At 58.4% G+C, this 21602-nt stretch carries 19 protein-coding genes and 3 pseudogenes; 15 read left to right on the top strand and 7 right to left on the bottom strand.

The window, feature by feature from the left end:
• Positions 1-309: 309 nt before the first annotated feature.
• From ltrA to J3D60_RS12000, 4 genes and pseudogenes are all read left to right on the top strand, one after another.
• Positions 310-1385, top strand: a pseudogene (ltrA, locus tag J3D60_RS12010) (group II intron reverse transcriptase/maturase); the annotation flags it as partial.
• Between the two features lie 101 nt (positions 1386-1486).
• Complete coding sequence (gene imm45, locus J3D60_RS31365) at positions 1487-1822, top strand: Imm45 family immunity protein (RefSeq protein ID WP_081744377.1); 336 nt, start codon at positions 1487-1489, stop codon at positions 1820-1822.
• 263 nt (positions 1823-2085) lie between these two features.
• Complete coding sequence (locus J3D60_RS12005; protein ID WP_253491575.1) at positions 2086-2925, top strand: hypothetical protein; 840 nt, start codon at positions 2086-2088, stop codon at positions 2923-2925.
• Positions 2922-3323: a hypothetical protein gene (locus tag J3D60_RS12000; protein WP_253491573.1), complete on the top strand. Its 402-nt coding sequence runs from the start codon at positions 2922-2924 to the stop codon at positions 3321-3323. The genes J3D60_RS12005 and J3D60_RS12000 overlap by 4 nt, the downstream gene beginning before the upstream one ends.
• 660 nt (positions 3324-3983) lie before the next feature.
• Here J3D60_RS12000 and J3D60_RS11995 read toward each other — a convergent pair.
• Positions 3984-4955 (bottom strand): AraC family transcriptional regulator, encoded by a 972-nt coding sequence (locus J3D60_RS11995; protein WP_253491571.1) that lies wholly within the window; start codon positions 4953-4955, stop codon positions 3984-3986.
• A 79-nt stretch (positions 4956-5034) separates the two neighbouring features.
• Here J3D60_RS11995 and J3D60_RS11990 point away from each other — a divergent pair, with 79 nt between their 5' ends.
• Positions 5035-5997: an SDR family NAD(P)-dependent oxidoreductase gene (locus tag J3D60_RS11990; protein WP_253491569.1), complete on the top strand. Its 963-nt coding sequence runs from the start codon at positions 5035-5037 to the stop codon at positions 5995-5997.
• A 238-nt stretch (positions 5998-6235) separates the two neighbouring features.
• Here J3D60_RS11990 and J3D60_RS11985 read toward each other — a convergent pair.
• Both J3D60_RS11985 and J3D60_RS11980 read right to left on the bottom strand, forming a co-directional pair.
• Positions 6236-6397, bottom strand: a pseudogene (locus J3D60_RS11985) (transposase); the annotation flags it as partial.
• A gap of 129 nt (positions 6398-6526) precedes the next feature.
• Entirely contained in the window at positions 6527-7777 is a 1251-nt protein-coding gene (locus J3D60_RS11980) for an MFS transporter (protein ID WP_253491567.1), read from the bottom strand.
• Between the two features lie 70 nt (positions 7778-7847).
• Here J3D60_RS11980 and J3D60_RS11975 point away from each other — a divergent pair, with 70 nt between their 5' ends.
• A complete protein-coding gene (locus tag J3D60_RS11975; protein ID WP_065940470.1) occupies positions 7848-8543 on the top strand; it encodes a helix-turn-helix transcriptional regulator in 696 nt (231 codons plus the stop codon).
• 247 nt (positions 8544-8790) lie between these two features.
• A pseudogene (locus tag J3D60_RS11970) lies at positions 8791-9059 on the top strand (ParA family protein); the annotation flags it as partial.
• Positions 9060-9069: 10 nt separating this feature from the next.
• Here J3D60_RS11970 and J3D60_RS11965 read toward each other — a convergent pair.
• Complete coding sequence (locus J3D60_RS11965; protein ID WP_065940469.1) at positions 9070-9963, bottom strand: LysR family transcriptional regulator; 894 nt, start codon at positions 9961-9963, stop codon at positions 9070-9072.
• A gap of 94 nt (positions 9964-10057) precedes the next feature.
• Here J3D60_RS11965 and J3D60_RS11960 point away from each other — a divergent pair, with 94 nt between their 5' ends.
• Entirely contained in the window at positions 10058-11224 is a 1167-nt protein-coding gene (locus tag J3D60_RS11960; protein WP_141155647.1) for an MFS transporter, read from the top strand.
• Between the two features lie 297 nt (positions 11225-11521).
• On the opposite strand, the gene J3D60_RS11955 is transcribed toward J3D60_RS11960, so the two are convergent.
• A complete protein-coding gene (locus J3D60_RS11955) occupies positions 11522-12454 on the bottom strand; it encodes a LysR family transcriptional regulator (protein WP_027603980.1) in 933 nt (310 codons plus the stop codon).
• Positions 12455-12563: 109 nt separating this feature from the next.
• Here J3D60_RS11955 and J3D60_RS11950 point away from each other — a divergent pair, with 109 nt between their 5' ends.
• The 7 genes from J3D60_RS11950 to J3D60_RS11920 all read left to right on the top strand — a co-directional run bounded on the left by J3D60_RS11950 (position 12564) and on the right by J3D60_RS11920 (position 18541).
• A complete protein-coding gene (locus J3D60_RS11950; RefSeq protein WP_253491565.1) occupies positions 12564-13649 on the top strand; it encodes a TauD/TfdA family dioxygenase in 1086 nt (361 codons plus the stop codon).
• Between the two features lie 4 nt (positions 13650-13653).
• The gene (locus tag J3D60_RS11945) at positions 13654-14409 is read left to right on the top strand and encodes a TSUP family transporter (protein ID WP_253491563.1); all 756 of its coding nucleotides are present in this window, start codon (positions 13654-13656) and stop codon (positions 14407-14409) included.
• 16 nt (positions 14410-14425) lie between these two features.
• Positions 14426-14905 (top strand): YbaK/prolyl-tRNA synthetase associated domain-containing protein, encoded by a 480-nt coding sequence (locus tag J3D60_RS11940; protein WP_027603983.1) that lies wholly within the window; start codon positions 14426-14428, stop codon positions 14903-14905.
• A gap of 410 nt (positions 14906-15315) precedes the next feature.
• Positions 15316-16419: a non-hydrolyzing UDP-N-acetylglucosamine 2-epimerase gene (wecB, locus tag J3D60_RS11935; protein ID WP_367399669.1), complete on the top strand. Its 1104-nt coding sequence runs from the start codon at positions 15316-15318 to the stop codon at positions 16417-16419.
• Positions 16416-17522 (top strand): glycosyl transferase, encoded by a 1107-nt coding sequence (locus tag J3D60_RS11930; RefSeq protein ID WP_253491561.1) that lies wholly within the window; start codon positions 16416-16418, stop codon positions 17520-17522. The genes wecB and J3D60_RS11930 overlap by 4 nt, the downstream gene beginning before the upstream one ends.
• Positions 17500-17679, top strand: coding sequence for a glycosyltransferase (locus J3D60_RS11925; protein WP_253491559.1), 180 nt, complete (start codon positions 17500-17502; stop codon positions 17677-17679). Before J3D60_RS11930 ends, J3D60_RS11925 begins: the two co-directional genes overlap by 23 nt.
• A complete protein-coding gene (locus tag J3D60_RS11920; RefSeq protein ID WP_253491557.1) occupies positions 17672-18541 on the top strand; it encodes an NAD(P)-dependent oxidoreductase in 870 nt (289 codons plus the stop codon). Before J3D60_RS11925 ends, J3D60_RS11920 begins: the two co-directional genes overlap by 8 nt.
• Here J3D60_RS11920 and J3D60_RS11915 read toward each other — a convergent pair whose 3' ends face one another.
• Complete coding sequence (locus tag J3D60_RS11915) at positions 18542-20599, bottom strand: glycosyltransferase (RefSeq protein WP_253491556.1); 2058 nt, start codon at positions 20597-20599, stop codon at positions 18542-18544.
• Positions 20600-20612: 13 nt separating this feature from the next.
• Complete coding sequence (locus J3D60_RS11910) at positions 20613-21590, bottom strand: class I SAM-dependent methyltransferase (RefSeq protein ID WP_253491555.1); 978 nt, start codon at positions 21588-21590, stop codon at positions 20613-20615.
• Between the last annotated feature and the right edge of the window lie 12 nt (positions 21591-21602).

The raw sequence follows: 21602 nt of genomic DNA, 5'->3' as shown, positions 1-21602 counted from the left end.
CAAGGGGGGCGCGGGTGACCGCGAATCTGAAGGAAGCCCGAGGCAAAATGCTGGCCTGACGAACAGCAAGCGGATAGAGGCGGCGCAGCGGGGTAAAGGGGCGTGTTTCCCTAAAGCCCAATACTTGCACGGGACGCTGCGACGTAGATCCGACAGGCATAAGCAGGAAGGTCGCGCGAATTACCCTGGGAGATCTGCACGTTTGCCACAGTGCTACCGAGCGTCGAGAGGCGACGGGATGAACGTGCAGAAGTCAGCCGAGGCCGTAGTAAGTGGCGAATAACCCCGTCACCAAGGGCCGAACAAGTTATGCCGCCAGTAGGCGTCAAAGTCTCGTTGAATACCGAAATGCAGAAATTTCTCCAAGAGAAGACTGTTACTCCGGGTCCCGGACAGTATCCGAGAATGATGGCTGACAGCGCACAGGTATCGGCGGCGTCTCTGACGTGGACGAACGTGGAGCCGGACACGCTGATGGAGCAGGTGCTTGCACAGGCCAACCTTAGGTGTGCGTATCAACGTGTGGTCAGCAACAAAGGCGCACCGGGTGCCGATGGCATGACGGTCGACGACTTGGCGGGCTACGTGAAACAGTATTGGCCGACCCTCAAGGTGAGGTTGCTGGCTGGCGAGTATCACCCGCAGGGTGTACGCGCCGTTGACATCCCCAAACCCAAAGGCGGAACACGGCAACTGGGTATTCTATTCCCAGCGTCGTGGATCGCTTGATCCAACAGGCACTCCTGCAACAGCTCACGCCAATCTTCGATCCTCTGTTCTCGGACTACAGCTACGGCTTTCGTCCGGGTAGAAGCGCTCACCAAGCCATCGAAACCGCTCGCGGCCACGTGGCAGCGGGTCACCGCTGGTGCGTGGAACTTGATCTCGAGAAGTTCTTTGATAGGGTCAACCACGATGTCCTGATGGCCTACGTGGCGCGTCAAATCGAAGAAAAGCGTGTGCTCACGCTGATCCGTCGTTACATCGAAGCGGGAACGATGTCGGGCGGACTCGTCAGCCGACGGTAGGAAGGGGCGCCGCAAGGCGGTCCGCTCTCGCCGTTGCTGTCGAACATCCTGCTCAACGAACTCGACCGCGAACTGGAACGGCGAGGCCATCGCTTCGTGCGTTATGCCGACGACGCGAACATCTATGTGCGCAGTCATCGAGCTGGCACGCGGGTGATGGCCGGTGTTGAGCGTTTCCTGAATCAGCGCCTGAAACTGACGCTGAACCGGGAAAAGAGCCGCGTAGCACGGCCTTGGGTCTGCGACTATCTGGGTTATGGGATGAGCTGGCATCAGCAACCGAGGCTGAGAGTGGCGACGATGAGTCTGGTTCGCTTGCACGACCGGTTAAGAGACCTGCTGCGCGGGGCGCGGGGGCCACAAGATGGCGAATGTCATATGGAAGAGGTTAACTTCGATCTTAGTCCTGTAGATAACTCAAAAGACTCTTCTGGTGCTCATGATCTGAGGGTAAAGTAATGGCATGTGTTAAGCTAGTTGAGTATGCAGGTGAGCTGATTTCGCGCGGCTATATATTTAGACTGCCAGCAAGTTGGCCGTATGAAAGTGTTGTGGACTTCATGGTTGTTGATCTCCCGGATGAGAAATTTGGGCACTCTTTGGTCGTTGCGTCTGGTAATAAGTCAGGGTTGATGCTCATTCAGCTCCCTATCGAAAGTCGTGCTCCTGGTCACGGGATTTCGACAAGGTGGCTGATTGATAACTGGAGTAAATGGGTGTACCCGGAGTGTGATGTGAACGATGTTTTCTTATATGAGAGGTCGGCTGCTCCTAGCTGGGTAAGCACCGCTTGAAAGTAGTGCTTGTATGTGGGTGGATGGCTTTTGGCTTCGCTTTGCTACGGTGGAGGGCTTGGGGGTAGATGTCTTCGAATGGTGCTTCACCCCCACCAATCCTTTTCCTTACGCCCAAAGCTTGACTCGCTGAACCAACTCTCCAGCTCAACCGCAAGCTCGGTGACCTCGCCCAGCTCCTGCTGAAGAGGATCCAAACGATTTGCCTGCTCGCGAGCCCAGGCAAGCCACGCCTTGGCTTGATCAGGGCTCGGCATCGCTTCTTGCCGCAGTTCCACAGCGTTGATAAAACGTCGCAACCGCTCGGCCCGCTCCCACTGTTCGGTGTGGGTCACCAGGCTTTGGCGAAGCCGGCGCTTGATCTCGTCTTCCTGTGCTGTCTGGGTACGTTCACGGTCTTCTTCCGCCCATTTTTGCCGACGGGCCTCGTCTTCTTCGCGAACCACCTTGGCAGAGGCTGCCGCAGTGACCAGGTTGTCGAGGATCTCGGGAAGCTTGTCTTCAAGGCGCTTGGCCTGGCTATCGTTTCAATTTCTGCGCAGGCCCTTGTACATTCGCGCATCAATCTGGAAGGTCAAGGTGCCAGTCGATGTCCCCTCGTACTGCGGCTTCTGAAACCCTGGCCCGGTGAAGTTGGGTTCCCAAGCGGCGCCTGGGCGTCGTTTGGGCGGTGGGGGGATGGTAGCCTGTTCAGACGTTCAGCTGTCCCGTTTGGTGCGGGCAAGGCTGGTGCGAAAGGAATACCCAAGGACTTAGGAAAAGCATCTTTTGATGCAGCGAATGGTGTAGGAACGATTTACTCGCCAAAAGTCACTCTGAATAATAGTGAAATAATATTTGATGAATTTGCAGTTGGAACGTCTAAGGGATTTATCGGGGTTGGCGCCGATGGCGCAGCTGAGTTGGTTGGGCCGTTGAAGAAAATGCTTTCTTACGCTCAGTCTCAAGGCGCAAAAACAATTACGTTGAGAGGGCGCTATGCATCACCGGAAGGCTCTATGCTCGGGACTGGTAGCATTAATAATGTCAATCAGAACTTTTCCTTCAGCTTTCCAGCGACAAAAGATGGCTTGAAGGAGTTTTTAAAGGGTATTGGAAAATGAAAATTCGTCGAACTCTTGAGAAAAGAATGAAAAGCATACAGGCTTTAGGTCGAGGCCATTTTTATACGGAGGCTGAAGATGGCCAAGTCATATTTTCTACCAATCTTGAAGAAGGGCGGTTAGATATATATCTGGATGGTTTTGCTTTTTGGGGTGGGGAGTTGATGTGTAAGGTTTTTTATGGTGATATTTTTAGTATCCGAAGTCACCTAAGTGTGGAGTTATTCTCAAATGCTAGTCACTCAGGTGACTTGGATTTTTTTGTTCCTTTGGACATAGTTTGTGGGGCATCTAACATATCATTATCTATACCTTTTTTAACGTATTCGAATGTTATGAATATTTTGGTTGGGCTTAGGGATGACTGGATGATGCAAGTTGTTGGCGTTGATTCCTGATTGCCTCAGATGCCTGATATTTTGCTGACTGGATTATGGGCAGAGGAGAGGATGCCATTTATTTGCTGCTGGATAATTTTGTGCGTGGCGCTCTGGGGTATAAAAGTGGGTGATCGATAGCTAACCAACTAAAGATCTATGTTTAAGTTTCAGCTGAGGCCATCAGTAATATGGCTGGTTCTCATGCGTCGGAGTTTGTTGGCGAGAGAGCTGGCTACTTAGGTGAGAAAATAAGGGAACTCTCAGACAGAGAAAGGGGGCACGACTCTATTATCTGGTTTGTCGTTTTAACCTTAGTCTGAAGTCCGCCATGTAGAGGTCGACGCGGTCAGACACGCATTGGAGACGGCCCGTTAGCTGACTGCCGCCGCCTCCTTTTCCTACAAGTCATTGCTTTGCCACGCTTTGACAACCCAATCCAACCCGACTAACTTTCGTGGCGTGCTGCGTTCATGCGGCTCACGCTATGCAGTAACCCGATCTCTCCACCACGTTCTTCCGTGGCACCGTTGCGACTAACAGCTAGCAAATGACTGTTAATCATTGGATCCCTGGTTCGAGTCCAGGTCGTGGAGCCAGATAGGGAAAAGCCTGCAGCGATGCAGGCTTTTTTTGCCTGACTGACTTATCAAAATATGTACCTCGTCAGCCTACTGAAGATCAGCCCTCCTGCTGGGATATGGGGGCCACTCTCTCTCTGTATTCACGAGGTGAACACGTCATAATGCGCTTGAAAGCGTGGCTAAAAGCACTGTCGGAGTCATAGCCCAGCTTTTGTGCTATGGACGAAATGGTAGTGCGGTTTGTTTTCAACAATCTCGTCGCTAATTGCATGCGCCAGCGCAAGACGTACTCTAAAGGGGCGACACCAGATTTTTGCTTGAATCGCAAAGCGAAGGTCGAGCGAGAAACACCCGCGATTTTGGCAAGGTTCTCTACTGACCAAGAACGCGCCGGATCGGCATGAATGGCTTGAATGGTTGCCCCGATATGTGGATCAGATATAGCAAGCAACCAGCTCGGTGCGGTATTTCCTTCTTGGATCAAATACATTCGTAGAACCTGCACTAGCATGATGTGGCCGAGATGCTGAACCACAATCGAGTTACCAAGAGCCGGATTGGTAAGTTCATGAGCAATACGCTGCAAGGCCCAATTCAGCACGCAAGCTTGATCCGAACCACTTTTGATGACGGCGACGGGAGGCAATCCGTCAAATAGAAGGCGAGCCTCCTCACCGAAGTCAAAACGTCCCCCGATCAGGAAAAACTCATCGGCTGTCCCACAACTGGCGATGCCATTGACGGCATGGCGATAAATCGCATCCGAGTGGATGGCCGGAAATGACAAGTCGCTGCGGAGTGAAAACGCCCGCTTGCGTGGCAAAAGAAAGCAGTCTCCGGCCGTCAATCGGATAGGTTGCTCCACGCCTTCCACCATTAGCCAACAAGTCCCTTCAACGATTGCATTGAACTTGATGCCGTCGGGTGGTGGAAAATCGATGGCCCAATCTCCACCAGCCTTCAGACCTGCAAAAAAGGAGCTATGAGTATTTAGAAGAGAGAGGGTTTCGGAAAGGGGATCCATAAGGTGTGCAGGACGATCTCGACAGATAATTGGACTTTGTTGCATTCACAGTCCCAAGTCTAGTCTAGACAATGGTGGCCATGGGTTTTGCCCCTATTCCATGTCAGATTCACAAGGACACGCCATGACCAGCAAACAGGCTCCTATCCACTCGGGTTACGGAGCGGTAACCACCGCAGCAGAGGTACTTGAAGGGTGCGATCTATCCAACACCACCGCCATTGTCACCGGGGGGCATTCCGGCCTGGGCCTGGAGACGACAAGAGCACTGGCCAATGCGGGCGCGCGTGTCGTTGTTGCAGCACGTGATGTTGAAGCTGCTCGCGCAAAGACTAACGGAATCCCCAATGTGGAAGTCGAGCGACTTGATCTTTCCGACCTGGCCAGCGTGCATGACTTCGCACTGCGTTTCTTGGCAAGCGACCGACACATCGACATCCTGATCGGCAGCGCGGGAATCATGGCTTGCCCGGAAACCCGTGTAGGGGCGGGTTGGGAGGCACAGTTCGCCACCAATCATCTGGGGCACTACGCCCTCGTGAATTTGCTATGGCCTGCGCTCAAGGGTCGAGCAAGGGTGGTAGTAGTGTCATCGGCGGGGCATCACCAATCGGGTATCCGCTGGAACGATGTGCAATTTACGCAGGGCTACGACAAGTGGTTGGCATATGGGCAGTCGAAGACGGCCAATGCATTGTTTGCTGTCCACCTTGATCGGCTTGGTCAACACGAGGGTGTCCGGGCTTTCTCCCTTCACCCCGGCAAGATTCTCACTCCGCTCCAGCGTCATCTGGCGCAGGATGAAATGATTGCGGCTGGCTGGCTGGACGTCAACGGCCACCTTGCCGATCCGACTTTCAAGACGACGCAGCAAGGTGCGGCAACCCAAGTTTGGGCCGCAACAGCGCCACAGTTGAATGGCATGGGAGGCTTATATTGTGAGGACTGTGAGATCGCTTCGCTGGATGTAAGCGAACCACCATCCTTTGTCGGCGTTCGGCCTTATGCCGCCGACCCTGAACAAGCCGAACGCCTTTGGGCACTATCCGCTCAACTTACAGGGATTGACGCTTTTGAAAGGAAATGAGTGATCGGTACAGAACGTCCATACCTATGTTGCTCTCTGTCCGAGGCTGAAGAACTTCTTTGGCGGCGCAACGGAGAAACTGCCCATCGAGTCGCCGCCGCTGTCGCGCACGACGGAAAAACTGGGCAAAGACCCTGGACGGACAGTTGTTCATCCGCACTGGCCGGGATAGGGAAGGCGACTTCGCTGGATGGTTACTTTCGAAGCGCGTAATGATGCGGCGATTTTCCTTCAGTCAAGGGCCGAAACGCTCCGGCATGTCACGCCAGTCTGCGCCCGAGCAAAGCACCCAAAGGACACCGTTGAGCATCAGGCGATCATCCGCTCGCGGGCTTCCGCTGCAGCGGGTTTCAGTGAAGATATCGGCGGCTGCATCAGGGAGTTCATACCGCTTTGCCATCGTGGCCTCCTGGCGTTTATGGCAGCTGATTTTACCGGAATCGATATTTCAAAGGATTTCATACAGAGCCTAAGTCCAGGGCAGGATAGGGGCAACCAGGCAGCGTAAGTACCTGGCCGAAGGATGGCATCAATAGGCGATTTTACCGAATGGGCGCGCGGTAGAACCGAGATAAAATGACAGGATCGCCAGTATTTGTGCAGCCGCTGCGGCGGTCACAAGGGCGATGATTGCATCGCCCGGATCTGAAAAGTTTGAGCGTATGAGGCCGAAGGACGCCGGAGCAAAAGCATAGGTGGCTTGACTGATCGCCACCATTAACGCGATTACCTTGGCGGTTTGTTCGCGGCTGAACTCGGTCTGTGCGATCAGCGGTGGCAAGGAGGTGGCATTTCCGATGCCTGAACCGATCAGCAGCACCGCCATCCACGCCACTGCCGGGTGACTGTCCAGGCCAAGCAGCATAAGCGTCCCGAGCATCTGGATGGCGTAGCCCAGGCAAGCCAGTTGACGACGGTCGATGCCCTGGGTCATCAGCCGTACGGCGAGGTAACGACCGCCCATTGCGCTGGCGGTGGCAAGGCCCATGGCGAATGAGGCGTTATGGGCGCCCATGCGTCCCACCAGGATCGAATACAGGTGTGCGATCAAACCGATCTGCGCGAACAGCCCCAGCGACATCCCGGCGGCCAGGGTACGGAACTTCGCCGACTTGAGGGTCTGCGCGGCAGTCCAGGGCGCGACGATGGCGCTGGTTGCGATGGGGTCCGGCAGTGCTTCGTTGTCGGGATGCTGGCCCACGCTTTGCGGGGTTTTGTTGAAGACCAGAAAGGCGAAGCTGCCCATCAGCGCCATTGCGGTGATAGTGATCACCAGCGCCGCCGCACCAAAGCCAAAACGCTCAATCAAAAACACCCATAAGGGTGAGAAGATTACCCCGCCCATACTGGCACCGTTGTATGCCTTGCCCAGAGCCCTGGGCCGCTCTTTGACATACCAAGGAGCGATCAACGTATTCACGGCGGTGGCACCCAGCGTGACCCAGCCGATGCCCGAGCAGATTGCGCCGGCGTACAGCACCCACAGCTGGTTGGCCTGAGCCCAGATATTCACCCCGACTCCCAGCACGATGCTGCCCAGCACCGTAATGGCAGGCACTCCGAAGCGGGCATAAATCCGTGGCAGGTTGGCAATGACCAGTGTGCCGCTGAGAAAGTGAAGGGTGACGGCCGCCGATACCTGGGCGATCGGCCAACCGGTGCGTTCCATGACGGCCTGCATGTAAATGGGTGGCCCGTAAAAACCTATGCCCCAGCCGACCACTGCCAGGATGAACGTACACGTCAGTACAGTTTTTCCAAAAAAACGGGTGTTCTTCATCGCCATCTCCTCCATGTTGGCTCGTAGGTTATGCTTGCGATGACGGTTTCACTTCGAGGAGCATCGAACAATGGATGTTGAGCAATCGGAATTGCGCCTGGCCAATGTCGCCTCGGCGATTGCCGATCCTGCCAGGGCGCGCATGTTGTGCTGCTTGCTAGATGGCCGGGCCCGTACGGCCACCGAGTTGGCTGTAGTCGCGCAGAAGAGTCCTTCCACGGCGTCCAGCCATTTTCAGAAACTGCTGGAGCAAGGGCTGGTGACGTTGGTTTCCCAAGGGAAGCATCGGTACTTCCAACTCGCAAGTGCCGATGTCGCCAAGGCATTGGAAGGGCTGTTGTCCATTACCTCATTCGAGGTGCCGGCGTTCAAACCCTCCACGCCCTGCCATCTGCGCCATGCCCGCACCTGCTACGACCATTTGGCCGGGGAGGTGGGTGTCATGTTGCACGATGCCTTGCTGGTGGGCGAGTGGATGTGCCAAGAACAGGGCGACTATGGACTGACCCCCAAGGGCATTGAGCACCTGACCCAAATGGGCATGAATCTCACTTCCGACACCCAGGCGCGGCGCCGGTTTGCCTTTCCCTGTCTCGACTGGAGCCAGCGCTGCGCCCATGTAGGTGGCACCCTCGGCGCGGCGTTGCTGGGCCATATGGTGCGGGACAAGTGGCTCGTACATACCCTGGATTCGCGTGCATTGATAGTCACTGCCAAAGGCCGCAAGCGTCTGGCGAGCGAGTTTGATATCCAGTTGGGGGTGTGACTGGGTTTAGTTTTTGTCACCCGTAGGTTTAACTCAAATCGATTTGGTAGGTGACTTTGCCGGACGGTTACCTCAGTCCCAACGTTACTGGCACAGAATGGTTCACGTTATGTCCGCTTTTGGCCGGATGCCGCCGCTCGCCTTGCCAACGGATTTTCGGACGATTGGATTTTTCCGGGGGGGATCAAAGCGCACAGCCTGACCCGCAGGAATGCATCTCAAATCCTACGATTTCGAGGTCAATATCATGAAAGTCACTGCGGTCGTTTCAACCAAAGGCGGGCCGGGTAAAACTACGGTTGGCGTCAATCTGGGCGCGTTCTGCGCCGATGCAGGGATCCGTACCCTGCTCATCGATCTGGATAATCAGCCGTCACTGTCGTCGTTCTATGCGCTATCGCATGAGGCGCCCGGTGGAACCTGGCGAACAACGAGACCCGGGCCGCCCAGGTCATTTCGCACACCAGCATTCCTAATCTCTCACTGATCCATTCCAATGGCCCGTTCAATCAGCTGACACCACCGCTTACATCCGGTGATGCTCCAGCAAGAAGTCTACGAACAATCGCACCCGCGCCGGCATTGCCGAGCCGCCTACGAACACCGCATGAATCGGTTCCCGGTCGCCGGGGTTCCAGGCTTCCAGCAGCGGTATCAGGTCACCGCGCTGCAGATCCTCGCTCACGCTGAACTCGCCGATACGCGCAATGCCCGCACCTACTCGCGCAAGTTGTGCCAGCGCTTCACCACTGCTGCATTCGATGTTGCCGCAGACCTTCAGGGAGAACTCTCTTGCGTCGCGGATGAACGGCCAGTTGGGTTCGGCACGCCGGAAGTTGAAGCGCAGGCAGTTATGCCGTAGCAGGTCTTCCGGTTCGCGAGGGATGCCGTGGCGTTGCAGATACTCGGGCGATGCCACCACTACCTGGCCGGTGTCGCCGATCCTGCGCGCGGTCAGCGGGCTGTCCGGCAGATGGCCAAAACGTACCGCCACATCGGCCTGGCCGCCGAGAATATCGACCACTTCGTCGCCGAGGGTGAGGTCGACCAAGATGTTCGGATGGCGGGCGCTGAATGCCGCCACCAAGGGGACGATGGCCAGCCGCCCGTGGCCAAGGGCGGCACTGACCCGCAATCGGCCCCTGGGTACGCCCTGGTCGGCGATGGCTCCTTCCACCTCGGCCATATCGGCCAGGATACGCCGGGCGCCGCGCAGGAAAGCCTCGCCCTCGGCAGTGAAGCTGATCGCTCGGGTGGTGCGCAACAGCAGCCGGGTGCCAAGGCGCTGTTCGGTACGCGCGATGATCCGACTGACCGCCGAGGGTGTGAGCCCTAATGCACGCGCGGCAGCCGATAGGCTGCCTTCCTGCGCCACGGTGGCGAACACGAGCATGTCACCGGATCTGCCGTTGAAGTCCATTTGTGCTCCTTACGCATAGGTGATTGCCAAAAATGCTATCTACCGCCTTAAAACGCTGGATCGTAGCATTGGCGGCATAGATAAGGAGCCTTCCATGCGTATCAATCCACCACTTGTCGCACTTGCCATAGGTGCCTTTGGCATCGGTGTTACCGAGTTCGCCCCCATGGGTATGTTGCCGGGCATCGCTGCGGATCTCGGTGTTTCTATTCCCGCCGCGGGCCTGTTGGTCAGTGCTTACGCCCTGGGTGTACTGCTCGGCGCGCCGCTGATGACCCTGACTACCGGCAGGATTCCCCGGCGCTCTCTGCTGATCGGACTCATGGCGATTTTCACCCTGGGTAATCTGATGTCAGCCCTGGCGACCGATTACTACAGCCTCATGATCGCCAGGGTGGTGACCTCACTGAACCACGGTGCGTTCTTTGGCGTTGGCTCTATCGTTGCTGCCAGCGTGGTCGCCCCAGAGAAACGTGCCGGAGCGGTCGCGGCAATGTTTATGGGCCTCACCCTGGCGACCATTGGTGGTGTGCCGCTGGCCGCCTGGTTTGGCGAAATGTTCGGTTGGCGCACTGCATTCTGGGGCATTACCGGCCTCGGCGTGGTCGCCATGGCCGCGTTGTGGTTCGCCCTGCCCAACCTGAAGGCGCCGCCAGGCGTCGGTGTAATGGCCGAAATTCGGGTACTGGGCCGTGGCCCGGTGCTGGGCGCGTTGGCGCTCACGGTAGTCGGCTCGGGCGCAATGTTTACCGTCTTCACCTACATCGCGCCGATCCTTAGCAGCGAGACCCACGCGTCCACCGCCTACATAACCGCCATGCTGGTTCTGTTCGGTGTGGGCCTGACACTGGGCAACATGTGGGGCGGCAAGGCCGCCGACCGCTCGATAGATCGCACACTGATCGTTTCGCTGAGCGTACTGATTCTCGTGTTGCTGGCGTTTACGGTACTGATGCGTTGGCCGCTGCCGGCGGCCGTTGCCATCCTGATATGGGGTATCGCCAGTTTCGCCTTGGTGCCGCCGCTACAGATGCGCGTCATGGAAGCTGCCAAGGACGCGCCTAATCTGGCCTCGGCGGTGAACATCGGTGCGTTTAACTTCGGCAATGCGATTGGTGCGGCACTGGGCGGTGCGGTGATCAATGCAGGGCTAGGTTATCCGGCGATTTCCCTGGCTGGAGCGGCAGTGGCGGGGCTAGGGCTGCTGATGGTGCTGGGATTTGCCTGGCGTTCCAGAAAGATTGCAACTGCATTGGTGTGAGCTCGATGGGAGAGCCAGTCACTCAGTTGCTCCGTGACTTCCATTGTGATTTTGGCATGACCAAATTGGATGGCTGAATCGCCGAGTAACACACGCTTTGCTTGCCCGCGGGAGCACTTAGAGTGGAGCCCAATATAGCGTTTGAACAAGGAGTCTAAGGTCAGCGCCTACACCCTTTACCTTCCTCCCATGACGCCTCATTAATGAACGTAGCCTGGCAGGCTGGAGATGTCTATGGTGCCGGGGCGATTCAGAATGCTTGAATGAATCCCCCTCACAGCGACTCGAGGGCCGACTTCATAGAGGTGCTGAGCCGCGTTTACATTCGAGGCTTTCACCTAAGCCACGGATCATCTCCATCAATGCCTTCACCCGCAGTGGCAAGTTTCCGGCCGGGTATACCGCGTGCATCTGTGGGCTCTCACCGCTGCTGGAGGTGAGCTTGTACTCAGGACACACCCGGAGCAGGCGCCCAGTTTCCACTTCGGGTTCCGCCATCCAATCCGCCAGGCGGGCGATCCCGACGCCCGCCAGGGCTGCCTGGAATACCGCCAGGCCGGAGCTGAACCGAAATTTTGGATGAACCCGAAAGCTGATGGCCTGCTCCTCACTGCGAAAATTCCACTCCTTGAGAATCCGCGGCGCCGTATGCAGGATCAACGAATGCGCCTCCAGTGCCTCGATGGAGTCGGGCATGCCGTTGCGCTCCAGGTAGCCGGGGCTGGCATACAGGTAACGTGAGTAACTCCACAGCGCAAAGCCGATCAAGTCGCTGGATTGTGGAAACGCACCGCGAATCGAGAAGTCCAGCTTGCTCTTGGCCGGGTCGATGATCTCATCGGTGAAGATCACATCGATGTTAACGTCTGGATAACGCTCGCAGTATTGCGCGATCAACCGGGGCAATACCCCGTGTCCGAGAACCTCGGGGGCGGAAAAACGGATCCAGCCGGAGGCCAGGCCGCTGAGGCCGGCCAGGTCTTCATCCACCTCACGTTGCAGATCGAGCATTTTGTACGCGTGGGGCAATAAGCATTCGCCCGCTTCGGTCAAGCTCACGGCATTGGACGAGCGATTGAACAACTTGAGCCCCACACTTTCCTCCAGGGCTTGAACGGCACGGGTCAGTGCACTGGGGGAGCGCCCCAGCGTCCGTGCCGCGGCGACGAAGCTGCGCTTGCGAGCCACGGTCGCGAAGGCTTCAAGTTCCCCCAACATATTCAATGCCACTTTCCACCTCATTGCATTTTTCACAACGCGGCATTGCAACACAAAAAAGGCCCTTCCGTTAACCTTCCCGTTCAACCCACAAGGATGGTGCAAACAGGAGCGCAAGGACGTGTCGAAGCTGGATGAAGTAATCGGGAAAGCCGCAGCGTGTATTGATGAAGTCATTCATGAAAGGCTGGAAAAAAAATCAGCGACTTCGACCCGACGGGAGATACCGCAAATTCATCTGTCGCTGGAAGAACAACGCACACTTCAGGCCGGGCTGGCGTCGCTGGACGTGACCGATAGCGCCTCGGGTATCCGCCGCATGCCGGTCCTGGGGCGGTTGCTGGAAAGTGTCCTGGGCACCGAGAAAATCCAACAGCTGCGCAATTTTCCACAGGCCCGTGACGTGGCGATGATCGTCAGGGGGCTGCCGCTGGACCCGCAACTGCCCGCCACGCCCTATGACCTGGAGCCGGGTATCGAGAACCTGTCGATTCTGGCCGGGGCTATTTTGTCCGTGCTGCACACTCTGCAAACCCGTCCGCTGGCGTACGAGGGTGAAAGCACCGACTCCGTGTTCCGTCACGTATCGCCCAAGCGCAAGCGGGAGACCGAAAAGAGCTCCTATGGCTCGCGCGCGGATCTGGACATGCATGTCGACAACCCTCACCTGCCTTTGACCTGCGAACCTATCTCGCAGTTGTCGGCCTGTCCGGAGTACCTGTCCCTGACCGGCCTGCGCTGCGAGCTCGACGTGCCGACGCGCATCGTCGCCATTGACGAGGTGCTGGCCATTCTGCCGGCCTACGTCGAAGAAGAACTGTCACGACCGAACTTTACCGTTCGCCGACCGGCTTCCTTCGGCAAACAGGGGAATGTGCTGGAAAACGTCCCCTTGCTCTACAGAAGCGCAACCGATGGCCTGTATTGCCGCTACAACAAAGCGAGTGTCGAAGCGACCTGCGCCCCTGCGCAGTTTGCCCTCCAGCTGTTTGCCGCCGCCGCCAATCATCCCGATGTCGTGCACCACATCATGCTGCAACCGGGGGACATGCTGATCTTCAAGAACCAGCAAACCCTGCATGCCCGGGATGGTTTTACCCCCCGCTACGACGGCCGTGATCGCTGGATGTTGCGTGTCTTCGGGGTCAATGATCCGGCACGCGTGGTACCGCTGGACCCTCATCAACCCTACATAGTCAGAGCCTGATTTCATGGTCGATATTGTCATCCTTTGCGTGTTCGCCTTCGCCGCCGGCCTGATCGATGCGGCGGTGGGCGGCGGCGGACTGATCCAGATTCCCGCGCTATTCAACGTGCTACCCACCGCTCAACCGGCGGCGCTGCTGGGGACCAATAAGATCGCGGCCGCCTGCGGCACCGCATTCGCGGCCCGGTCCTTCGTGCGCAAGGTGGTGATCGACTGGGGACTTGTGATCCCCGCCGCCTGCGCGGCCTTTGTCATGGCCTTCTTCGGAGCCGCCACGGTGTCGTTCGTACCCCAGTCGATGATCCGGCCGGCGGTGCTGGTGTTGATTGTGCTGATGGCGATCTACACCTTCTGGAAAAAAGATTTCGGCGCCCTGCACAAACCCATGCGCATCGGTACCAAGGAAAAACTGCTGGCGATCGTCATCGGCGGCGCCATCGGTTTCTACGACGGTCTGTTCGGTCCCGGCACTGGCAGCTTCCTGATCTTCCTGTTTATCCGCTGCTTCGCCTTCGACTTTCTTCATGCCTCGGCATCGGCCAAGCTAGTCAACATCGCGACCAACGTAGCGGCACTGATATTCTTCATTCCGACGGGTAACGTGCTCTACCTGATCGCAATCCCCATGGCGGCATTCAACATCCTGGGCGCGCTCACCGGCACCTGGCTGGCGGTTCATAAAGGCGTGCCCTTTGTCCGGGCTCTATTCCTGGTGTTGCTGGTGATTCTGATCAGCAAGCTGTCCTACGACCTCCTGTAAACCAGAGGAAAACTCCATGCATCCCATGTTCGATCGCCTCGTGGCATTACTCGATGCCCGCTCAGCCTCTTACCGGGTGTTGATGCACGATGCCGAGGGCCAGTCGGCGCGCGTCGCCGAAATCCGTGGCACCGAGCCCGGCCAAGGCGCGAAGGCGATGCTTTGCGCCCTCAAGGGCCAGGCCGGCCCCTATGCGCTGGTGATACTGCCGGGCGACCAGAAGCTGGACATGAAGAAAGTCGGAGCGGCCCTGGGCGGGAAAAAAGCCGAGCTGGTGAAGGCCGAAACCGCCATGGAACTGACCGGGTGTCGGATCGGCGCCATCCCTCCGTTTGTTTTCGATGAGCGGATTCAATTGATCGTCGATCCGGCCTTGACCACAGGCTACGCCGAAATAGCCTTCAACGCGGGGCGGCTGGATGCGTCGATGGTGCTCGATACGCAGGACTATCTGGCGATTGCCATGCCTCGATTGCTGGATATCAGCCAGGCCTGAGCAGACGTTTTCACATACGCGGCCAAAAAAAACCGATAGCCGCGCTGGCCTGCTATGCACTGTATCTGGCCGGTCTTCAGGCTCGAACGACAGCTCGGTCACGTCATTTCCAGAGCAACCGCATCAGGCATGAACCGGTGCGCTCATTCTCTCGCGTAGATTTGCGGGAATTTCTCAGGACCAGATCGTCCTTTAGTCCATCCGCCGAGCAAGTATTGCAGTCTGTGTCTATGCTGCGGTATCGGTGTTGAAAGCCGGAACGAACCTGTCTCGGCGTGGCACATCTCGATGTCCGGCAGTCCGCATTTAAACCATCACAGCCTCAAAACAGCACAGCGGAATGTGCGTGAGCGTGGGCATTGAACGCCTGAGCGTTTCAGCCATTTATCGGATAGGGAAATAGGCTTGATGTGTCGGTAAAAAAAATTCTTTGCGTGGTCGGGACACGTCCCGAAGCTATCAAAATGGCCCCCGTCATTCTGGCCTTGAAACAACAACGTTGGGCCGATGTGCGTGTCGTCGCCACGGCACAACATCGCGGTATGCTGGATCAGGTCCTGGCGTTTTTCGGCATTGAGCCCGACATCGACCTGGACGTCATGCGACCCAATCAGGCCTTGGCCACTCTGACAGGGCAGTTATTGCTCAAATTGGATGTTGTCCTTCTCGAAGAACGGCCCGATGCTGTTCTGGTACAAGGCGATACCACGACCGTGATGGCCTGTGCCCTGGCCTGCTTTTACCGGCGCATACCGGTGGGGCATATTGAAGCTGGCCTGCGTACGTGGGATCTGCAGCATCCATTTCCCGAGGAAGCCAACCGGATCATTACCAGTAAATTAGTGCGTTGGCACTTTGCGCCGACGCAAAGCGCTAGGCAAAACCTGCTCAAAGAGGATGTAGCCAGTGCGGATGTTTTCGTTACGGGCAACACGGTGATCGATGCCCTGCTCACGACAGCCGCCAGTGAGGTGGAGATCGGCCTTGATCTGGATCCGAGCAAGCGCCTGGTGCTGGTGACGGCCCATCGTAGGGAGCATTTTGGCGCGCCGTTTCTCGGCATCTGCCGAGCGTTGCGCACCCTTGCCGAGAACAATCCTGAGGTTCAGTTTCTTTACCCTGTGCACCCGAACCCGAAGATCCAGGACGTCGCCCAGGCGTGTCTGGCAGGCATGCCGAACTTCAGGCTGTGCGCGCCGCTGGGTTACGCGGCGTTCATTGCCGCCATGAAAGCTGCGTATTTCATCCTGACCGACTCAGGAGGTGTCCAGGAAGAGGCACCGGCGCTGGGTAAGCCGGTGCTGGTCATGCGTGATGAAACCGAGCGCCCTGAGGCGGTGGAGCAGGGCAGCGTCAAGCTGGTGGGCGCCAACTATGAACGCATCATCGAGCAGGCACAGCGCCTGCTTGACGATGAATCGGCCTACCGTGGCATGGTGCGAGGTGTTTCGCCCTACGGCGATGGGCAGGCTGCCGGGCGTATCGTGAAGGTCCTGCACGAGCACTTTTCTTGACGCGCCTGGTATTTCTCTCGCCGTTGCCCTGGCACAGCTTCGCCCAGCGGCCGCACAAGTTTGTCGATTGGGTGCACAGCCGCACAGGGGCGTCGGTGCTCTGGGTCGATCCTTATCCCACGCGGCTGCCCAGGTGGAGCGATCTCAAGGCGGCTGCGCCCTGCGCGCAACCCAGTCCATCCAGTGGCCCGCCGCCATGGCTCACGCTGATCAAGCCTGGCGGTCTACCGATAGAACCTCTACCTGGCTCGGGCTGGGTGAACCGGTTTTGCTGGCGGCATGCATTGAGGCGGATTGATCAATTCACTCACGCCTCCCCAGCCTTGCTCGTGGTCGGCAAGCCCTCGGTCCTGGCATATCTGTTGTTGCAGCGGCTTCGTCACTGCTCGTCCTTGTATGACGCGATGGACGATTTTCCGGCGTTTTATACCGGCCTCTCGAGGTGGGCCCTGGCGCACCGTGAGCGGCTGATTGCCCAGCGCGTGGACGTCATATGGACATCGAGTTCGACGCTTGATACGCAGTGGCGGCGTTATCGCAATGAGGTATGCCTGGTGCTGAACGGCCTGGACTTGTCGGCGATCTCAGCGGTAAGGTGGGCGCCGACGTCATCAAGTCGAAAGATTTTTGGCTACGTGGGTACCTTGGCCACCTGGTTTGACTGGGCCTGGGTGGCGGCTTTGGCTGAAGCCAGGCCCAACGATGAAATTCGTTTGATGGGGCCGGTCTTCGGCGACGCGCCCGGGCGCTTGCCGAGCAACGTTGTGTTGTTACCCCCCGGTAATCATGGCGCGGCGTTGGCTGCCATGGCCGAGTTCGATGTGGGCTTGATTCCTTTCAAAAAGACCCGGCTCACCGCGTCGGTCGATCCGATCAAGTACTACGAATACCGTGGCCTGGCATTGCCAGTGATCTCGACGGATTTCGGCGAGATGCACGGCCGTTCAGGGCTGCCCGGGGTTTTTATCAGTCACTCGCACAGCGATATTTCCGAGCTGGCCGAGGCCGCCTTGCAGTGTGAGCGCAATGCGGACGAAGCCCGTGCATTTGCATGGCAACACTCATGGGAGGCGCGTTTTGATGCTGCCACGCTTCATCCATAGCTGCGACGTAAGCGTCGTTAACTACAACGTCGGCAAGCTGATCGGCGAGTGCGTGGCGTCGGCCCTCGGGGAAGACGTTCTACACGTGATTGTGGTGGACAGCGGCTCGTGCGCCGGCAGCCTGGCTTACCAGAATGAGATCCGTGGGTATGTCTGAGGTCACGGTCGGTGTGCTGGGAGCCAGCAGCCTGGTAGGCCACTGTCTGCTTGCGGTGCTTGCGCGCGAACAGTTTAAGGTCGTCGCTTTTTCCCGGCAGCCACAGTACGGGGATGACAGTGACACGGTCAGTTGGCAACAGCTTCCTGAACCGGGTGTAAGCGAGTATGCCGAGCCCATTCCCTACTGGATCTGTGTGGCACCGATTTGGGCGCTGCAGCAGCATTTTGGGTTGTTGCAGGCCTGTGGCGCGCGCAAAGTCGTGGCCCTGTCTTCCACCAGTCGCTTTAGCAAAAGCCACTCCGTCGACCCCGCAGAGCGGCGTCTCGCCAGCCTGCTGGGCGACGCCGAAGCACGTGTTGAGCAATGGGCGCAGGACCATGGGGTGCACTGGTGCATCCTGCGCCCGACCTTGATCTACGACCCGGGCCGCGACAAAAACATCACCGAGATTGCGCGTTTTATTCGCCGCTTCGGCTTTTTTCCGCTGTTGGGCGGCGCGATGGGACTGCGTCAACCCGTGCATGCCGAGGATGTGGCGAGCGCCTGCGTGCGTGCGTTGCAGGCACCCCAGGTGTGCCGTCATGCCTACAACCTCAGCGGCGCAGAAACGCTGCCCTATCGAGAGATGGTCACCCGCGTATTCACGGCGCAGAACCGCCGCCCGCGTTTACTCACAGTGCCGCTCTGGGGCTTCCGGATGACCCTGTTGCTGTTGCGAATGCTGCCGCGCTACCGCCATTGGTCGGCGGCGATGGCGCAGCGCATGAACCAGGACCTGGTGTTCGAGCATACCGAGGCTGCCCGGGATCTTGGCTTCGCGCCCAGGGGATTTTTATTGTCACAAGACGACCAGCTTTAGTTACTCATGTTCATGGGGCACCCACGGGCCCCACTTGGCTTCATAGATCGCCTTGTTGCGCTCGAACAGTGCTTGGCGTTCATCCCGGTTCATGAGCGCGAACGATGCCGAAAGCTGGTGATGGATAAACACATCGCGGGCGCAAGCGTTCACCAGGACCGCGTGTTCGACCCGTCGGCAGTAGTCGTCATCCTCGAAGAAACCACGGCCGTAGACTTCGTCGAGCGGGCCGATTCGCGTGTAGGTGCTGCGCGGCATCATCACGCAGAAGAACGCCAGGGTCGGCAGCCGGACCACCTCGCCAAGGTGGCGGCAGGTAAAGCGCCGAGCCGCTTGTGGCATGCCTGCGAGGTCGGCGTAGTCGATGTCGATCCTGGCCTGGTTACCGATGTTGTTGGTCACCGGGCCAATCAGGCCAAGCTCGGGATTGCGTTGTAAATGCCGGCGCAAGGTACTCGCCCAGCCGCTGGTGACCTGCGTGTCGTTATTGAGCAGCACCAGGTACTCACCGTTGGCGATCGCCAGGCCCTGGTTGTTCGCGGCGGCGAAACCGCGGTTGTCGGTGTTGAGTACGATCGTCTGGCCGCTGTCGGCCGCCCATTGCGAGAGAAATTCAGCGGTGCCGTCACTGGACGCGTTGTCCACCACGATGATTTCCAGTTCAGGCCCCTCGCTGTCGTGCTCGAGGCTGTCCAGGCACGCCCGCGTCAGCGCCAGGTTGTTGTAGGTCACGACGATCACGCTGATGCGTGCCGCGTGGTCGCGGCGTTCGGCCAGGGTGATGAGCGCATCGGCGCGGTGTGTCCAGGTTTGTCGGGCAGCGAACGCCTGACGCTGGGCAATCTGTTCGGCAGTCGATGTCAGCAGTGCCCGCGTGACTGCGGCAATGAACGCCGGGCCGTCGCGGCCAACCTGAACCTGCGAGCCGAATTGCTGCATCTCCGGCAAGTCGACCGAGACCACCGGTTTTCCGGCACTCAGGTATTCGTAGACCTTGACCGGGTTGGTGGCGAGCGTCAGTGCCGTGATATGAAACGGCACAATGCACACGTCGAAGCCATGCAGGTAGTAGGGCAGGGTGGCATAGGGCACTTCGCCGATGAATTCTATGTTCGCATAGCCACGCAATTGCGCCTGCGCGCCCACCGTATCGGCGCCGATCAGCAGCACCACATGCTGTGGAAACGCCTCGGCGATGCGGGCGACGAGCGCCTGGTCGAACCAGTGTGCAATGGCGCCGTAGTAGCCAATCACCATGCGTTGCAAGCGATCCCGGTAGATCGAGGCAGGTGGGGTGCAGAACCGGGTAAAGTCGGCGGCATTGCGCAGGATGGCGCGGGTTTCATTGGCCTGGGCCGGCCATTGCTCGGCCAACCAGTCGGAGGTGAACAGCCGAACGTCGGCGTTGCGCACCAGCCGTTGCTCCAGGTGCAGGATACCCGGGGCGTTGTCGCCGAAGCCTTGATGATGGTCCATGCAATCGTAGATCAATCGACTGTTGGGTAATTCACCGGCAATGTCACACCAGAAAGGGTGCTGCACCAGTGAAATCACCCGGGCGGAGCCGGCCCACAGGAGTACCTCGCCAATACTGCGGCACAGCTGCCGAACCTGTGCGGCGTCAGGCGCTGCGGCGTAGATAAGCGGTGCACCCCAGGCAAACAGCTTGACCTGGAACAACCGCTGGGTCTGGTCCAGCGACTCGAGTTCAAAACCGGCCTGGGGGGCGTGTATCAACGAGGCCGATACGTAGATGACCCGCCGCCCGGTGGCGCTCAGCGCCTGGGCCAGTTGTTGCGGGCGCTGGTGGCGCAAATCCCAATCGATAGCCCCCCAGATAATGTAATCCGCCAGACCGGCCTGTTGTGGCTGAGGCGCCGACGACGGGCTGGCGAAGGTTTTCATCGGTTGCAGGACGCCGCGCAGTGCGCGCACAGCGGGCAGCAGTGCACGTCGGTAGATGACTGCCAGGAGTTTTTTCGCGCTGGCCGGCAACGGCAGCCGGTGATACATCGCGCGCCAGCGTTGCCGGCCAGACGGGCGCCGCTCGATCAGCATGGGCGAGGCGACCTCATCCGGACGTTTTCGGCGATGCGGCGACCACCACAAAGTCGCTTTTCAACGTGCCCGACTCGATCAGCCCGTCTTCGATGTCGAACAACATCTGCAGTACCCTGAGGGACTGCGGGTTGTCGGGGGTGAAGTTGCCGGCGATGCCGTGCAGCAGAAACTGCAGCAGCGAACCGCCGCAGAGGTTCAGCGCACGCACATCAAAGTACTCCTGTACCACCTGCAGAATATCTGCCGAACGCACGGCTTCCGATGGATCGACTTTCACCACCTCGGCGGGGTCGGGCAGTGGCACGACCTGTTGAACCTGGCCATACGAACCCTTCACGAATGAGCGGCGCAAATGCGCGGGAATCAAGCCGAACGCATGGCTGATGGCCGCGCGTTGCTGGGCATCAAAGGCAAAGTGATTGGCCCCGACATATTCATTGAAAAACAGCCAGCCGCCGGGTTTCAGGCTATGGCGAACCCGCTGGCAGACCACTTCCAGCTCGCGGATATGGTGCAGTGAGCCATTGAACCAGACCGCGTCGTAGTGATTGCCCGGCAGGTCAGTGCGTTCGATATCACACAGGGCGTACTGGATCGTCGACGCGCCCATCGCCAGCGCCTCGGCTCTGGCCACCTCGAGGGCGGCAGGCGCTATATCCACTCCGTCACAGTGCTCGAACGCCTTGAGCCTGTAGAGTTCGCGCTCCAGGGTGCCGGTGCCGCAGCCGATGCTCAGCATCCGTGTGCCTGGCGCCGGGTTGCCGAGAAACTCCTTCAGGCAGTACTGCACCCAGCCCGGATGGCCGCTGCCCGCCGTTGCCTTGTGCTGATGACGGCGTTGCACGGTCGGTACCGCCAGCCAATAGACATCCGCAGAAAAGGCGTCGGAGCCGGCCATGTTTTCTGACCAGTGATCCGCCGTGACTTGCTTGTCGGCGCCGATCCCTTCGCGCTTACCGTTGAGTTTGTTCATGATTCGCTTGAGCACGGTGTCTTCCTT

The organism is Pseudomonas sp. S3E17 (assembly GCF_024168685.1).
GTDB classification, from domain to species: domain Bacteria; phylum Pseudomonadota; class Gammaproteobacteria; order Pseudomonadales; family Pseudomonadaceae; genus Aquipseudomonas; species Aquipseudomonas marginalis.
Note: the sequence above shows the minus strand (reverse complement) of the source record. Positions and strands in the feature narration are given on the sequence as shown.